The organism is Nitrospirota bacterium (assembly GCA_016219645.1).
Taxonomy (GTDB): domain Bacteria; phylum Nitrospirota; class Nitrospiria; order Nitrospirales; family Nitrospiraceae; genus Palsa-1315.
The window spans coordinates 60095-76053 of sequence record JACRLR010000026.1 but is presented as its reverse complement, the minus strand read 5'-3'; the positions used below and the strand labels follow the sequence as shown (position 1 = coordinate 76053).

The 15959-nt window shown below is 56.6% G+C and carries 16 protein-coding genes; 9 read left to right on the top strand and 7 right to left on the bottom strand.

From position 1 onward, the window contains the following. Positions 1 to 16: 16 nt before the first annotated feature. Genes HZB34_11375 through HZB34_11350 form a run of 6 tightly spaced genes read left to right on the top strand, consistent with a single transcriptional unit; the run spans position 17 to position 7710 of the window. Positions 17 to 961, top strand: coding sequence for a hypothetical protein (locus HZB34_11375; protein ID MBI5316563.1), 945 nt, complete (start codon positions 17 to 19; stop codon positions 959 to 961). Between the two features lie 10 nt (positions 962 to 971). Then, complete coding sequence (locus tag HZB34_11370; GenBank protein ID MBI5316562.1) at positions 972 to 1613, top strand: SprT-like domain-containing protein; 642 nt, start codon at positions 972 to 974, stop codon at positions 1611 to 1613. 22 nt (positions 1614 to 1635) lie between these two features. Continuing rightward, positions 1636 to 2793 (top strand): DNA polymerase IV, encoded by a 1158-nt coding sequence (gene dinB, locus HZB34_11365; GenBank protein ID MBI5316561.1) that lies wholly within the window; start codon positions 1636 to 1638, stop codon positions 2791 to 2793. A 43-nt stretch (positions 2794 to 2836) separates the two neighbouring features. Further along, positions 2837 to 3319 carry a D-glycero-beta-D-manno-heptose 1-phosphate adenylyltransferase gene (gene rfaE2, locus HZB34_11360; protein MBI5316560.1) on the top strand — a complete coding sequence of 161 codons (483 nt, stop codon included), beginning with the start codon at positions 2837 to 2839 and terminating at the stop codon, positions 3317 to 3319. Between the two features lie 3 nt (positions 3320 to 3322). Continuing rightward, positions 3323 to 6796 carry a transcription-repair coupling factor gene (gene mfd, locus HZB34_11355; GenBank protein ID MBI5316559.1) on the top strand — a complete coding sequence of 1158 codons (3474 nt, stop codon included), beginning with the start codon at positions 3323 to 3325 and terminating at the stop codon, positions 6794 to 6796. A gap of 41 nt (positions 6797 to 6837) precedes the next feature. Next, positions 6838 to 7710: a peptidylprolyl isomerase gene (locus tag HZB34_11350; GenBank protein MBI5316558.1), complete on the top strand. Its 873-nt coding sequence runs from the start codon at positions 6838 to 6840 to the stop codon at positions 7708 to 7710. On the opposite strand, the gene HZB34_11345 is transcribed toward HZB34_11350, so the two are convergent. Beyond that, a complete protein-coding gene (locus HZB34_11345; GenBank protein MBI5316557.1) occupies positions 7680 to 7886 on the bottom strand; it encodes a hypothetical protein in 207 nt (68 codons plus the stop codon). The two genes, HZB34_11350 and HZB34_11345, sit on opposite strands and share 31 nt — an antisense overlap. Here HZB34_11345 and HZB34_11340 point away from each other — a divergent pair. Beyond that, positions 7885 to 8859, top strand: coding sequence for a peptidylprolyl isomerase (locus HZB34_11340; GenBank protein MBI5316556.1), 975 nt, complete (start codon positions 7885 to 7887; stop codon positions 8857 to 8859). The two genes, HZB34_11345 and HZB34_11340, sit on opposite strands and share 2 nt — an antisense overlap. Here HZB34_11340 and HZB34_11335 read toward each other — a convergent pair. Continuing rightward, positions 8786 to 9388: a YihA family ribosome biogenesis GTP-binding protein gene (locus HZB34_11335; protein MBI5316555.1), complete on the bottom strand. Its 603-nt coding sequence runs from the start codon at positions 9386 to 9388 to the stop codon at positions 8786 to 8788. The genes HZB34_11340 and HZB34_11335 overlap by 74 nt on opposite strands. 81 nt (positions 9389 to 9469) lie before the next feature. Between HZB34_11335 and mtgA the strand changes: the two genes are divergently transcribed. Then, entirely contained in the window at positions 9470 to 10324 is an 855-nt protein-coding gene (gene mtgA, locus HZB34_11330; GenBank protein MBI5316554.1) for a monofunctional biosynthetic peptidoglycan transglycosylase, read from the top strand. On the opposite strand, the gene HZB34_11325 is transcribed toward mtgA, so the two are convergent. Next, positions 10297 to 10728 carry a VOC family protein gene (locus tag HZB34_11325; protein MBI5316553.1) on the bottom strand — a complete coding sequence of 144 codons (432 nt, stop codon included), beginning with the start codon at positions 10726 to 10728 and terminating at the stop codon, positions 10297 to 10299. The genes mtgA and HZB34_11325 overlap by 28 nt on opposite strands. Positions 10729 to 11736: 1008 nt before the next feature. Between HZB34_11325 and HZB34_11320 the strand changes: the two genes are divergently transcribed. Continuing rightward, on the top strand, positions 11737 to 12375 hold the full coding sequence (locus HZB34_11320) for a hypothetical protein (protein MBI5316552.1): 639 nt from the start codon (positions 11737 to 11739) through the stop codon (positions 12373 to 12375). A gap of 109 nt (positions 12376 to 12484) precedes the next feature. Here the strand turns inward: HZB34_11320 and HZB34_11315 are convergent, their stop codons facing one another. From HZB34_11315 to murJ, 4 genes are all read right to left on the bottom strand, one after another. Continuing rightward, positions 12485 to 13051: a hypothetical protein gene (locus tag HZB34_11315; protein ID MBI5316551.1), complete on the bottom strand. Its 567-nt coding sequence runs from the start codon at positions 13049 to 13051 to the stop codon at positions 12485 to 12487. 280 nt (positions 13052 to 13331) lie between these two features. Next, complete coding sequence (locus HZB34_11310) at positions 13332 to 13781, bottom strand: D-tyrosyl-tRNA(Tyr) deacylase (protein ID MBI5316550.1); 450 nt, start codon at positions 13779 to 13781, stop codon at positions 13332 to 13334. Positions 13782 to 13784: 3 nt separating this feature from the next. Continuing rightward, complete coding sequence (locus HZB34_11305; protein MBI5316549.1) at positions 13785 to 14309, bottom strand: methylated-DNA--[protein]-cysteine S-methyltransferase; 525 nt, start codon at positions 14307 to 14309, stop codon at positions 13785 to 13787. 8 nt (positions 14310 to 14317) lie between these two features. After that, a complete protein-coding gene (gene murJ / locus HZB34_11300; GenBank protein ID MBI5316548.1) occupies positions 14318 to 15934 on the bottom strand; it encodes a murein biosynthesis integral membrane protein MurJ in 1617 nt (538 codons plus the stop codon). Positions 15935 to 15959: the final 25 nt, after the last annotated feature.

The following is a 15959-nucleotide window of genomic DNA, read 5'->3' as shown; positions in this document are numbered from 1 at the left end:
TGTCACGACCCCAAGCATGGTGCCGCCGATCAACGTGACGGATCTCACGACCTATCCGCTCAAGAAACGGTACAGCAAGGTCCGTATCTCCGACTTCGCAATACCCTGGCAGCGTGGAGGCAGCTTCAGCCAATTCTATCGCTCGTTGCCTGATATCCTCGGTGTGAAAACGTTGCGCGCGGTTGCCAAAGCCATCGCAAAAGCCCATCGCAAAGGCCGACCGGTCATCGTGGGAATCGGCGCACATGTCATCAAGGTCGGCTTGAGTCCGATTCTGGTGGATCTCATGCAGCAGGGAATTGTGTCGGCCGTGGCCATGAACGGCGCCGGGATCATTCACGATTTCGAATTGGCGCTCATGGGGCATACGTCTGAAGAAGTCGACGCGGAAATCGATGAGGGACGCTTCGGGATGGCGGAAGAAACCGGTCGCATGTTAAACGAAGCGATTGTCCGTGGAGCCCACGATCGCGAGGGGCTCGGGGAATCCGTCGGCCACTATGTCAACCGACGTCAGGGGCAGTTCCCCAACCGCAAAATAAGCATCCTGGCGACCGGAGCGCGGCTCGGTATTCCTGTGACCGTCCACGTCGCCATTGGAACTGACATCATCCATATGCACCCTGCCGCGGATGGAGCCGCCATTGGAGCGACCTCCCTGATGGACTTTCGACGTCTTGCAGCTGTTGTATCCGAGATGGAAGGGGGCGTGTATCTCAATCTCGGCTCTGCTGTCGTGTTGCCAGAAGTTTTCCTCAAGGCAGTGTCCCTGGGGCGCAATCTCGGTCATGATCTGATCAACATTACGACCGTGGATATGGACTTCTTGGCCCACTATCGTCCGCTCACTAACGTCGTGCGTAGGCCTACCCAGAAGGGCGGGAAAGGCTACTCCCTGATCGGACATCACGAAATCATGGTGCCGTTGCTGGCCGCGGCGGTGCACGAAGAATTGGGGTGAACCCCTTCCTATGTCTTCACGCCAATCCCCTCCAGTGACCTTGCAGCATCTGATCCGGATCTGGAGCGAACTGAATGACCGCTACTTCGCGAGCCTGCTGCCTCCGATCGATCTCGTCTGGAGTCGTCGGTTGACCTCCTCAGTCGGCATGTTCGTGAGTCATAGAGGACCGCGTCCACGGCTGAATCAGGATGGTCTTCGCCCTCCAACCAAGCGAGAAATCCGCCTCTCTCTTCCTTTACTCCTACAGGCCGCCCAAGCGAGCGAGGATGACGAGCGGGAAATCGTGAATACGCTGGCGCACGAAATGATTCATCAATGGCAGTACGACACCCTGAAACGTCGGCCGAATCATGGGGCGGATTTTCTCCGCAAAATGACCGAGATGAATCGGGACGGTGCTCTGGCGATCACCACCTACCATTCGTTACAGAAGGAAGTTCTCGCCCTCACACGATTTGCCTGGCGTTGTCGGCAATGCGGACAAGTGTATCGTCGCCAGCGACGGACGATTCAGCCCAGGCGACACCATTGCGGTAGCTGCCGAGGCGCCTTACAAGAATTGATGTCGGTTGGCCGGATCAAGTCCGAGCCCGTGGCGCCGCCTCAACGTCCGCTCTTGAACCTTGAGCAATTGTCCTTTACCTTCTAAACTCCATCTTCTGGAGCGGTGCATGCGCTGGTCTCGCCAAATTCTGTTCGGCGATGTGGACGCCATGTTCGCATCCGCCACGATCGTCAAAGACCCGAGTCTGTCCGGCAAAGCGGTCGCGGTGGGAGGCCCCCCACCCCGAGGTATCATCGCAGCAGCGAGTTACGCCGTTCGCTCATTCGGCGTCCATTCTGCCATGCCGACCGCCGAAGCTCTCCGTCTCTGCCCCCATCTCATCCTCGTTCCGCCGGATAGACCGCTCTATCGTCGGCTGCATGAACAGATGCAGGCCGTGACTGACCGGCTGTTTCCCTTGACCGAATGGAGCAGCATCGATGAGTTTTACGCCGACACGACCGATCTACAAACACTCCATCCAGACCCCCTGACCCTTGGCTTGCTTGTGAAGCAAGCCATCTTTGACAGCACGGGATTACGTTGTACGGTCGGTGTCGCAACGGGAAAAACCGTCGCAAAAATTGCGGCCGATTCTCACAAACCCGACGGATTGGCAGTCGTACCGCCAGGAACGGAAGCGGAGTTTCTCGAAGACCGACCGGTCAGAGCCCTACCCGGTATCGGGCCCAAGACAGCTGCACGCTTGGAGCCGATCGGACTGAAAACGATCGGCGATCTATTGGAGAGGCGATGGGAGCCGGCTCTGCACCATCTGTTCGGCACTCGTCTCCATTGGGTTCAAGAATTGGCCCGTGGTATTGACCACGAACCGGTCATTGCCGACCGTGGATCGAAGAGCCTCAGCCATGAAACGACGTTCGAGCAGGATACGAACGATCAGGGCTATCTTGAACAGCTGTTGCACGGATTTCTCAAGACGCTTGCCCGAGATCTGCGGCAAGATGGACTCGCTGCCGAATCCTGCACCGTGAAACTCAAGGACTCGCGTTTTTCCATCACAACCAAACAGCGCTCATTCCCTCATCCGCTCAACTACGAGCCAGAGATGTGGCCGACCATAAAGCAGGCCTTGCATGAGCTGCTTAACTCGGGAACCAAGTATCGCCTCGCCGGCCTCGGCCTTTCTTCACTCACACCTGCGTCTCCCGGTTTGTACGACCAGCGAAGGGATAAGGCCATCAAAGCGATGGACGCTCTGACCGCCCGACATGGTCCCGGCATCATCGGTCTGGGCGGGGTTACCGACAATGAGCACGACTGAGTCGACTCTTTCTATCCGGAGTGACAGTGAGTATGATGGGGCCATGTCCGAGAAAGTCCTGAGGAGTACACAACTCGCTCCGATTCTCGCTCAAGCCCGCGTACAGAAAAAGCGTATCGTCTTTACGAACGGCTGTTTCGACCTGATGCATGTAGGGCATACGCGCTACCTGCAGGAGGCGAGGCGACTCGGCGACCTCCTGGTTGTCGGCGTCAACAGCGATGCGTCAGTCAGAAGTCTGAACAAGGGGCCGGATCGGCCGATTGTCTCTGAGTCTCAGCGGGCGGAAGTGGTCGCTGCGCTCGGCTGTGTCGATTATGTCGTCGTATTCACGGACCCGGACCCGCTGAACTTGATCACCATAATTAGACCGGATGTGCTCGTGAAGGGCGGAGACTGGCCGGTGGAACGGATCATCGGCCGCGAGATCGTCGAAGCGAATGGCGGAGTCGTGAAGACCATTCCTCTGGTGCCAAATATGTCCACCACCTCACTTATCCAACGAATCCGCGCACAATCTACCTAGCCTGTGTCGAATGTCACGCCCAATCCATCGATGACTCAGTGGCTGCCCCCGCTCGCCACGGCGCTCACCGGCCAGGGTGGACGCCCTTGTCTGACCGGCTTACACGGCTCTACTGCAGGGTTTGCCCTCACGATGCTTCTGCGGTCTCAGGTCGGCGCATTGGGGAATCGATCGTGGCTGATCGTCATGGGGTCGGATGAGGCAGCTGACCGTCTCTTTGATGACCTGCATTTTTTCCATGACCTCATCGGTGCTCCAACCTCTTCCCTCGCCTTGTTCCCGAGATGGGAAACCTTACCCTACGAGGGCAGCGCTCCCCATGTCAGTCTGATTGCCCGTCGGATGAATACACTGCATCACATCCGAACCGCACCACAGACCTGCCTGGTCACCTCCGTCGCGGCTCTGATGCAACGGTTGTTACCCGTCACGACCTTCACCGACACGATCTTGCATTTCAAACTGGGCGGCATGATCGAGCGAGAGGTCCTCATCGGAGGGCTTCTCCGTCTCGGTTACCGCCGGGTTTCGGTGGTGGAAATTCCTGGCGAGTTTAGTGTTCGAGGCGGCATTGTCGATGTTTTCTCGACGGCCTATGCCGACCCGCTCCGTGTCGAATTTCTTGGAGAAACCATCGATTCGCTCCGCCTCTTCGATCCCGCTACCCAGAAATCCACTGCGAAGGTGGATCGTGCGATAGTCCTTCCTGCACGTGAGTATATTCGCGCAGAGACGTCACCGGATGCCCTTGACCCCATTCCTGTAGACGCCGAATGGCGCGCGCCCGATCTTTACTCAGACATGAGCACCCTCTTCGACTACTTCAGCGATAGGCCTCTCTTGGTCTTGGACCAGCCGGTCGGATTGGAGGGGGCCTGTGGGGACCTCTGGAGCAAGATCGACGACGGCTACCTCCGCCACGCTGATCGGGAGACGAATGTGCCATACCCGTCACCGGAACGCTTGTTCCTCTCCTGGCGGGAACTTATGGATCGCACGGACTGCTGGCCCACGCTCGCGCTCGAACCGCTTACCGCGAGCGATGCGTCCTGGAATCCGGTCCAGGCTTTTCCTGCTCAGACTCCAAGCAGCGCCGGCCTCGGAGCTCGTGGGATGCCCTTCAGCCAAACCCTCGCCATCATGGATCGCCTGCGGGAGGAATGCCGCGTTGTGCTCGTCGCGAGGAGCCGCGGCCAGGTCGATCGCTTGCTGGCGCTCTTGCGCGAACACGACGTCCCAGCGATTGAGTGGGCGGCTGGGGCCTGGACCGCTGCCGACAAGACTAAGGCGCCGTTTTATGTCCTGCACGGCGATTTATCAGCCGGATTCCTCGCACCGGACTTGCGTCTGGCTGTTCTGACGGAAGAGGAGCTGTTTGCCAAAGGCGCTCGTCACAAGCCGCAGGCGAAGAGTAAGGCCGCCACCTTCCTTTCGTCATTGGAGGATCTCAACGTAGGCGACTATGTCGTCCATGTTCAACACGGCATCGCCAAGTATCGGGGCCTCAAACGTCTTTCGGTTCAGGGCTTCGACAGTGACTATTTGATCCTGGAATTCGCCGGGGGCGACACGTTGTATGTTCCCCTGGAGCGGCTGGACCATGTGCAGCGCTATAGCGGGGCGGACGGCCATGCTCCGAGGCTTGAACGTTTGGGCGGGACCAGTTGGGCCAAAACGACCGCGCGGGTGAAACAGGACATCGAGGAAATGGCCCACGAATTGGTCGACCTTTATGCCAACCGCGAGCTCGTCACGCGCCATGCCTATGGGTTCGACAGCACGATGTATCACGAGTTCGAGGCGGCATTCGAGTACGAAGAAACTGCGGACCAACTCAAAGCAATCGAGGATATTACGCATGATATGGAGGCCAGCAAGCCGATGGATCGCCTGGTGTGCGGCGACGTCGGGTATGGAAAAACGGAAGTGGCCATGCGGGCGGCCTTCAAGGCAGTGGAAGATAATCGCCAGGTGGCGGTGCTCGTTCCCACGACTCTGTTGGCTCACCAACATTACGACAATTTCTCGGAACGGTTCGCGCCGTTCCCGGCGCGCGTGGCCCTTCTCTCCCGATTCCAATCGTCGAAGGAGGCCAAAGCCATTCTCAACGACGTGGCGGCCGGCAGCATCGACGTCGTGATCGGGACGCACCGCCTCATCCAGAAGGATGTGCGGTTCCACAACCTGGGTCTGGTCATCATCGATGAAGAACAGTGGTTCGGTGTGAAGCACAAAGAACGGTTGAAACAACTTCGCACTCAGGTTGACGTCTTGACGCTTACGGCGACTCCGATTCCCCGAACCTTACAGATGGCCATGGCAAGCGTGCGGGACCTCTCGATCATCGAGACTCCTCCGGCAGGCCGCTTGTCTATTCGTACGCAGGTTGTCCGGTCGAACGACAAACTCATCCGGGAGGCGATATTACGTGAACTGGGGAGGGGCGGGCAGGTCTATTTCGTCCATAACCGGGTTGAAACGATGGAGAAGACAGGAGCCTGGCTCCGGCAACTGGTGCCTGATGCGCGCATCGTGATGGCCCATGGGCAGATGAACGCCAAGCCGCTTGAAGCCGTGATGTTGAAGTTCTTTCGCCGAGAGGCGGATGTGCTGATCGCTTCGGCCATCATCCAATCGGGCATCGACGTGCCCCATGCCAACACGATTTTCGTGAATCGTGCCGACATGTTCGGCCTTGCGCAGTTGTACCAGTTGCGCGGGCGAGTGGGACGAAGCGGTGACCAGGCCTACGCCTACTTCCTGGTCCCCGATGAGGGGCAGTTGACCGACGATGCCCAGAAACGCCTCACCGCGATTCAGCAATTTACCGAGCTGGGGGCCGGTTTCCGCATCGCCGCGGCCGATATGGAAATCCGTGGGGCCGGCAACCTCCTCGGTAAACAACAGTCGGGGCATATCGCGGCCATAGGACTCGATCTCTACATGCAGATGGTGGAACAGGCTGTCCAGCGTCTCAGGGGCCAGGTGGTGGAAGAGGAGCTGGACCCCACCCTCCGGCTCAATGTGTCCGCCTTTATCCCCGATGAATATGTCGCCGATCCCCACCAAAGGCTTTCCTGTTATAAACGGCTGTCGTCCTGCACCCAAGTCGGAGATCTGGCCTTACTTCATGGCGAAATACAGGATCGGTATGGATTGGCTCCGGACTCCGTCGAGCGACTGTTCGAAGTCATGCAGATCCGGCTCCAGGCCAAGGCCTTGCGGTTGAGCTCGATCGAACTCAAGCCCCACGCCGCCGTCATCACGCTCGATGCCAACAACCGAGTCTCAAGCCAAGCGATTCATCAGGTGATGGACGGGTACAAGAAGCGGCTGTGCTTTCTTTCTCCGTTGTCGTTTGAACTCCGGATGCCGCATGAGGACTGGCCTTCCATCTTTCGAGAACTCACCGCAATGTTGCAAAGCCTGGGAGGCTGTGGTACCAACACAACAATGTCTCCGCAATTACCATGTTAACAAGGTCTCACGCGCCTATGACTGCATCATCGACCAGATCCATGAACGCTGTCGCTGTGCACTTCATCTCCCTACTTGCCGTTGTCATCGGTGGCAGCCTCCTATTCGCTGGCTGTTCACCACCGCCAGAGGAAGGCGTGCTGGCGCTCGTCAATGGCCGGCAGGTTACGCAGACCGAATTCGACATCCGCTGGGGGGAGTTAGCCGAGGCTACTCGGGCACGGTATGAGAAAGAGGGGGGGAAACGCCTCTTCCTCGATGAACTCATCACCCGTGAGTTGCTCATGCAGGAAGCACGCAAGCTGGGACTCGACCAAAACGATGCCATCCGTGATCGCACCCAACGCTATCGGGAACAACTGATTCTCGACGAGCTCCTCAAGGACCGGATCAAGGCTAAGGTCGAGCTTACGCAGGAAGAGCTGGATGCCTACTACGAGAAGCATGCTCACGAACTCCTCACGCCGCTGAAAGTGCGTGTGTGGCAGATGTTGCTGCCGAACGTTTCGGCCGCGAAGGATCTGGAGCATCAGATCAACGAGGGGGGGGACTTCGCCAAGTTTGCGCAGCGCTATTCCATCGACGGCAAGACAAAAGCAAAGGGGGGTGATCTCGGCCCCTATCACAATGGACTGGTCGTCCCGGAAGTCGACGCAGTCGTTCATACGCTCAAGCTTGACATGGTCAGTGCGCCGATTAAAACGGACTCTGGCTATTATCTCGTCAAGATTACGGCACTCGACAAGGAAATTATTCAAGCAGACGTGGCTGTTCGGGAGCGCCTTCGACAAGAGCTGCTCAACGAGAAGCGTCGAAGACGCTTTGACGGCGTGATTGCCGACATCCGCGCAAAGGCAGTCATCCGCCTCGCCGACGCGTCCCGCTATCTCGCAGACGATGTCAGCAAGCGCTGAATCGTCACGGGTCGAAATTTCTCTCGCACAGGCTCCGCAACTCCCACGCAATTCGTGTACAATCCCTCGAACCGTCGGACGACCGCCTGTCCCATGGGCGGGTGGAGATCCTCATATCCATCATCCATCACGATCTGTCCGTTCACCACGATGGCATCAGGCTGGCTGAGACACATGGTCTTCTTCGCGCTGGGTCTGATCGCTCAGGCGTCCCTTCTTTCAGCCGCGCAGGTAGAGGATGGGATCATCGCCATCGTCAACTCGGACCTCATCATGTTGTCCGAAATGAAACGGGAAGTCGCGCCGGAGCGGGAGCGGATTCAGAAAGAATACCGTGGCGAAGCCCTTGAGCGTCGCCTTAGGACGGTGGAATACATGGCGCTGACTACGATGATTGAGCGTAAGTTGCAGCTTCAGGCAGCTAAGGCTCGAGGCATCTCAGTGACCGATCAGGAAGTCCTGCAGGCGGTTCAGCAGATGAAGCAACAGGGGAGAGCGATCGATGAAACGAACCCGGTGGACTTGAAAAACGTCAGAGAGCAGCTGATGTTGCTGAGGATTGCCGACCGTGACGTGCGGAGCGGGGTGATGGTCGGGGATTCCGACATGAAGCGGTACTTCCAGGAGCATCGTGATCGGTTTGCACTTTCGGAGGAATACACGCTCAGCCAGATTCTCATTCGGCCCCGTTCACCGGGGGATACGGCTGAGGCAATGGAGAAGGTTCGAGAAGTGATGGCTCGGCTGAAGCAAGGGGAGTCTTTCCAGGATTTGGCGTTGCGCTTTTCTGACGGCCCGAACGCGGCCGGCGGGGGGCGTCTTGGCTTGGTGCGGCAGGGGGAGCTCTTACCGGCAATCGAGCGCGCCATCGCAAACCTCGTACCTGGCGGCATCTCGGATGTGGTCGAGACTCCGGAAGGTTTTAGCATCGTGCGGCTGGAGGACAAGAAACCCAAACAGTTCCGCCCTTTTGAGGCGGTCCGAACTGAAATTCAAAGACTCGTTTTTCAGCAGAAAAGCGAGGATGCATTCCACACGTGGCTCACGGAGCTCAAGAACAAGGCCTACATAGAAATCAAGTTCGAATCCGCTCTTTCAGGGCAGCCCACAACCGTTCCCGCCCCTCGCCCGTCACCGCCGAGTAAGTAATAATCCCGTCGCCCCCGTCCAATTCCAGCCATTCATATAGGCGACGAAGCGCGCCGACACGCTCGCTCATCTTCAACTTGTCCACTTTCGTCGCCACCACGATGGGGGAGCGTCCGACGGATGAGAGCCATGCGATCGTCTGTTGATCTTGCTCGCTCAGCACCCGGCTTTCCACTAAGACTATCACCGCGCGTAATTGTTCATTTCCGTCGAGATACTGCTCGATCAATGGCGCCCACTGAGACCGAAGCGCTTTCGACACTTTTGCGTATCCATACCCGGGTAAGTCCACCAGTACGAAATGCGAGAGTCCGGGATCGTCGCTGGTGATCCGGAAAAGATTGACGAGGCGGGTCTTTCCCGGCGTGCGGCTCACCTTGGCCAAGCCCTTGCGCTGCAAGAGGGAGTTGATAAGAGAGGACTTTCCGACGTTCGACCGTCCGATAAAGGCGATTTCAGGGAGATCGCCTTTCAGAAACTGTTCTGGCCCCGCACAACTTCTGATAAACTCTGCCGTAAGGATTTTCATGCTGCAGCCAGCTACCTATGTGGACGTTCGCATTCGCTTGCTGAGACAAGCACCCATCGCCTCTGTGATACGCAGCCTCTGATGCGGAAGTCAACCGCACAGGTCCGATCCCCCCTGAAGGTCTTCCTGATCGTCGGCCTCTGCCTCACGGTCGGAGGAGTCCTCTTCTTCTGGCTCCTCGTGATGCCGGACGTGTCGGCCTTGCGAGCGAGCAATCCAAAAGTCACAGCCCTGATGGAAGCGCGGCAGGCTCAGGCTGGGGCGCAAGGCCGAACTCTTGAGTCCCGCTGGGTCTGGGTACCGCTCACACGCATTTCTCCTTACCTCCGCCAGGCGGTGGTGACGGCAGAAGATGCGTCGTTCTTCACGCACGAAGGATTCGACTGGGAAGGGATCAAGGATGCGGCCCTGTATAACCTCGAAGCCGGGGAATTCAAGCGAGGAGGAAGCACGATTACTCAGCAGCTGGCCAAGAACCTCTACCTGTCATCCGAGCGTTCCCTGCTGCGAAAGGCGCGGGAAATTCTCATTACACGTTCACTCGAACACCACCTCACGAAGGAACGTATTCTCGAGCTGTATCTCAATGTCGCCGAATGGGGGAAGGGCGTCTATGGTGCTGAGGCTGCAGCCCGTCATCATTTCAAGAAGTCTTCGCGCGCGCTGACAGCCGACGAAGCTGCCTGGCTGGCGGCCATGTTACCGTCGCCGCGCCGATACGATCCACTACGAAAGACGAGCTTCCTGACTCGTCGCCACGAACGTATCCTCAAGCAGATTACTCGGGGTTCTCACCAGGTTCCCCAGCTAGAGCCAGCGCCAAAGGCAGAGCCAGACTCAGAAACAGAGCTCGATCGTGAGCCAGACCAATCTTCGACAGAGCCCCAAGGCTTGGAGCAGGCGGAAGGTTACACCGAGTCGCCGACCTCACGATAGTCCCGTTCACCGAAGATCGCCGATTCATGGATATAGTGCTTGAATTCGAGGAGGTTCCCGGAGGGATCTTCCAGAAAGAATGTGTGGTGCTCGATCCTGGTGCCAGGAAACCGGACGCGGGGTTGTTGATAGAAGGGCAGCTTATTCGCCTGTGCCTGGTCCAAGAACCGTTGCCACGAGTCTTGGGACAAAAATGTCAAACCGAAATGATGGGGGTAAATGCCTCGTTGCGGTGGCAGGGGTTCTGTTGTCAGGTGTGCCACGAGTTGATGCCCCGCAAGTCCGAACGTCACGGCGTGGTCGGACTCTCGGCCCAACGTACATCCGAGTCCGTTGACATAGAACCGTTTCGCCGCCGCCACATCGTGCGTGGGAAAGGCCAGGTGAAAGAGCGCATCTTTCATGGGATTCTGTCCTTAGAACAACCGGGCGGCCATCATCCACTGAACCGGGGCTCTGTCTGGCATCTTACGAGCCTGAGAGAGCCTCTAGCGTAGTCTTATTGTGGGTGATGCTTCAAGTCTTACCACGAGACGACAGGAGATCGGTCACACGGTTTCTCTGCTACAACTCGCTGAATGAGCTGCGGCTGTTGCCTGCTACAGAAGCATATGTCGGATGGGGGGAGGGTTACTCTTAAATCTGATGTTGGGCGGTGGCTGTTCGTGCCTTTTACCCTTGACGGTAGTTGGAGCCTACTTCGCTTTCATGGCACACCACACACACAATAAACCACCAAGTACCATGCTTGCCACAACCGCTGTGATACTAACGACCATCCACAACATGAACAATTCGTATAACATATATATACTTGCCCCTAGTACCTGCTCTTTGTCGGCCTCGCAATCACCGCAAATTCCGCAGCGATAATTACCGATCGAAGGACTGCGGTGCCGTTAGATTCGGGCACTTCAAGCCACCTCATGCGATAGGCTTATTTTATCATAGGGGAGGGCAAGATGAGAAGAAGACTTCAGCAAGAGGTTGATGTGGCTCAGAGACAAGGGCCATCTGAATGAAGATTTGTCGCCTTGTGAATAGAATCTCTTGGACTGGGTAGCAGGTATCCAGTCGATTCTCGACAGTATATCGCATTCTTTTCTCTATTAGCCCTTGCGACTTTCTGCTTAACCCTCTTACAATGGTTTCTCTGCGAGGCTCTCCTCCATGCCTTTCTCGGCTAGCCTCTTCCTCTGCTTTTATGCGCATTGTTCTGCCATCTACAATACAGGTCCATGCCAGGGCCAATGACCTACTTTCTACCTATTCACACTGTTCTGCTTATTATCCTGCTACAAGTAAGCTTTCAACCACTGATTCACGCTTCCTCTGATCCGGAGAGCCTTCTTCCCTACCCAGTAATTATTGCTCCTGGCGCAATTTTTAGCAGAACGGCGTCCGGAGTATTTTTGGGTTCACCCACGACAATCTATTTGATTACGGCACGGCATGTTCTCGTGAGTGATACCAAAGCACTTGTAAAGCCTTTTGCGTTGGTTCGGGGAAATGCAACCGACCCCCATGAGGATCGGGGCTATATGCTGGAGTTGGATCTTGACGCTCTTCAACGGTCGGGCAACTGGAAAGAGGATCTTGACCACGATGTTCTTGTTGTACGATTCATGTGGGACTCGAAGCTCATGGAGGGGGTTCAGGTCAAGTACGAACCACCATCAGGACCAGCAATGGTACCCTTTCCCTCTGTGCTGCGTCTGCATGACGTAGCTTTGCAGAAGGCCGTATACCTCGCAGGATATCGGGTTTCAATCATTCCAAGGGGTGCGGAGACCTCTGAGCTGAATATTCCAAAAATTCGAGAGGGCAAGACTCTTCTCAAGGATGAGCAGAAGGGCCAGATTGTTTCTGATTACCTTGCCGTTGGCGGCGACAGTGGTGCACCAGTTTTCATGTTCGCACGGGGGGGTGCCGCCAAGTTAATCGGTATACACATTGGTGGACAGGATTGCATTACCCCCGAAGGCCCATTGAAATGTGCGATTGCGACTCCGATGGATTTTATCTTTGCACTCATCTCGACATTTAAGTAGAGCTGCACGACGCCTCCGGCAAGAAGCTGAAAAGTCCGTCAGGATTTACCCCGGCTTGTCGGGTCCCGCAACTCAATATTTCACGAGTTGTCTGAGAAGCGGAAGCTGGTCAATTGAGGAGAAGGTTTCGAGCCTGCCGGTACGCAGGATCTTTCATGCGGTCCAGATCTGACCGCACGAATCCCAGTCCAGTGACGCAGAGCTCGAAGTTGTCGGAGAGTTTTCGGAACAGCGGAGGGTTCTCTGAGGATGGACCGTCAGCTATTTGCGCGACGATCCCGTAAGAGCGCTTTCCCGTTTTCATGTAGTCGACGAGGAAATCCTTATGGTAGATCAATCCCGCTGTCTTGAGGCGTCGCAGATATTCAGGAAAGAGCCCTGCCATGAACAACGTGAAATCACCGATATGTTGATGCACGTCCCGTTCGCGATCCATCGACTGTGCTTCGAGCAACACTTCCGATTCGAACAACAGGTCTACCACCGTGTCGACTGGGCGGTTTTGCCGATTCCTAATTTTATAGAGTCGGTCAGTGTGGGTAAATTCGACGAGCAGGTTGGACAGGTAGTCCGTGACGTTGGGGTCGGCCCATCCGAGATGTTCCGTGAAGCTTTTCTCGGTCAGGGCGTCGAAGAGCCGTCGGAGTGGATGCTGTAATGGGACTTCCGTTCCCATATTCCTCTCCCAAACATTCCGAATACGTGCAAATTCAGTATACCAGGTGTTGATCGAAGCGCCGTTGTCGGTCCTATGGCCTCTATCGGTCCTCACAAGACAGACTTGAGCATAGATCTGAACTGGCAGAACCTGCAAGCAGTACAAAAGTAGTAGATCAACAGGCCGTCACCATCATTTGTGATCTGTCTGGCAGCTTTTACTCATCAATCCAGACCAAGGACATTGACGAGACGGGCCCGAAACGGCCTCCTGAATCGGTGGGCTTCTGAGCAGTCTGTCAGCTTGAGCCTCGACTATCGAGCACAAAGGTCACCGGCCCGTCGTTCAGCAACTCGACGTGCATGTGTGCGGCAAAAACCCCGGTTTCTACATGCGTTCCATGGCGGCGAAAACCTGCCGCGACCTGCTCGTAGAGTCGCTTGGCTTCTTCTAGTGGTGCCGCCTCCTCAAAGCTCGGGCGACGGCCATTCGCCGTCCTGCCCATCAACGTAAACTGAGAAACCAGCAAAACAGATCCCCCGATGTCCACCAGCGAGCGGTTCATCTTCCCGTCTTCATCGGAAAAAATTCGAAGAGTGCAAATCTTTTCGACGAGATACCGGCCGTCCGATTCTCCGTCGCCTTTTGCCACACCTAGCAGGATAAGGAGACCGGATTCGATCTGCCCCACGGTCTGGCCATCAACGTGAACCGCCGCCCTGGTCACCCGCTGAATCACGGCCTTCATCGGTTATGATGGTTCCGGTCGGAGTTCAGCCAAGGTTCCCTCGAGCGTGAGCAGCTTTCGTTTCGTATCTAAGCCGCCTGAGAATCCGCCGAGCGACTTATCCTGGCTTACAATCCGATGGCAAGGAATCACAATCGGCATCGGATTCGCTCCGACGGCATTACCGACGGCACGAGCGTACTCACTACCTCCGATACGGACAGCCACCCACTGATAGGATCGAAGTCGGCCATAAGAGACACGGCAAAGGGTCTGCCAGACCTTCTGCTGGAAGTTCGTTCCCCTTGTGAGGTCCAGTGGCAGGTCGAAGGACCTCCGTTTCCCTGCCAGATAGCCGGTTAATTGTGCCTGTGCCTCCCGTAGTCGTGGAGAAGTGCGGCCTTCCAACAAGGCGGTCTCGGGCAATTGCAACTCTGTCAGCACGGCTCGCTGCGAGGACTTCGGCAATACCACAACATCGATCCCCTGTGTCGTTTCTGAAACGCCCATCCAGCCCCATCGTGACTTGAAGACGATCGCTTGTCGCATGTGTGACCTCAATGAGCCGTGACTCGGCCCAGTTTTTTCCGCAACATTTCCCATACCAACTTGAGCTCTTCTGACCTCAGTAGGGCGTGGATGCCCAGATATCCGACGGCACTCACTCCAATCGCCATACAGAGCATGATCGACTTCTCGACCCATTCACCGGGATGGGTCCAGACCTGTGCCGTGGTCACCCAGGCACAGACTATGACCAACGGCACGGATGCGATCAGCACACGGAGTAATGAGCGTCCCACTGATCCCCAGTCCACACCGCCTAGTCGACGGTGCAGCACGACGATCAAGATGCCTCCGTTTACCATTGCCGCCAATGCTGTGGCCAGGGCGAGGCCTGCCGCGCCAAGAGACGACATCAGGAGGAGCGAGAAAACGAGGTTGGCTGCGACGGCAATTGCTGCCGAGATGGCGGGTGTGCGCGTATCTTGCAAAGAATAGAAGGCTGAAACGATAATGCGGACTCCACCGAATGCCCAGAGACCTACTGAATAGCAGAGCACTGCCACTGCGGTTTCAGCCGTATCGTGTGCCGTAAAGGTTCCGTGCTCGAAGAACAGATGAACAATCGGCTGACGTAGAAGGATCAAACCCAGCATCGCCGGTAGCATGATAAAGAGGATCATGCGAAGGCCGAATCCAAAGGTCGTGCGCAATTCCGCCAGTGCCCCGCGCGCGGCCTGTGCCGAGAGCGTGGGCAGAATGGCTGTGGCCAGTGCGACGCCGAAGATGCCCAGAGGAAACTGGATGAGGCGCATGCCGTAAAACAAATAGGTCGGTCCACCGGCGAAAAAAGAGGCGAGGATCGTGCTTATGGTGATATTGATCTGCGTCACGGAAAGACCGAGAAGCGATGGCACCATCAGTGCCCCGATCCGCCGGACACCGGGATGGCCCGGGTTGAACCGGAACCCGAATAGCATGCCACGCAGACTCAAGCCCGGCAGTTGCATGAGGAACTGTGCCAAGCCTCCGGCGACGACCCCAATGGCGACGCCCAGGATCGGCTCGGACATCATCGGCGATAGAAACAGCGCGCAGCCGATGATAAAAATGTTGAAGAACACTGGTGAGAAGGCTGGCGCCGCGAAGGCGCGCATGGAATTCAGGATTCCCATGGCCAATGCAGCCAGGCTGATAAAGATCAGATAGGGAAACATAATCTGCGTGAGCAACGTGGTCATGCCCAGCCTCACGGGGTCGTTATGAAACCCTGGCGCCAGAAGCCAGACGATCCCGGATGCAGCAAGAATCCCCACGAGGGTGACGCCTATGACAATCGTCAGCAGTGTAGTGAAGACCGCGCTCGCCAGTTCCCAGGCATCTCGTTTCGATTTTTGCGTCTGATATTCAGTGAAGACCGGAATGAAGGCGGAAGACATCGATCCTTCCGCAAATAGTTCACGAAGCAAGTTGGGGACTCGATAGGCTACGAAGAAGGCATCTGCCGCTGGTGTTGCACCAAAGAGCCTCGCAAGCACCATATCACGGATGAAACCAAGGATACGGCTGGAGAAGGTGGCCACGCCGATCACTCCGGCCGCTTTGACCACCGAGCGAGTTTCATCCTGTGTATTCGTTGGCGCTGGGGTCACTACCGTAGGATCCGACATGTATTGGGATTCTAGCGGAACGATG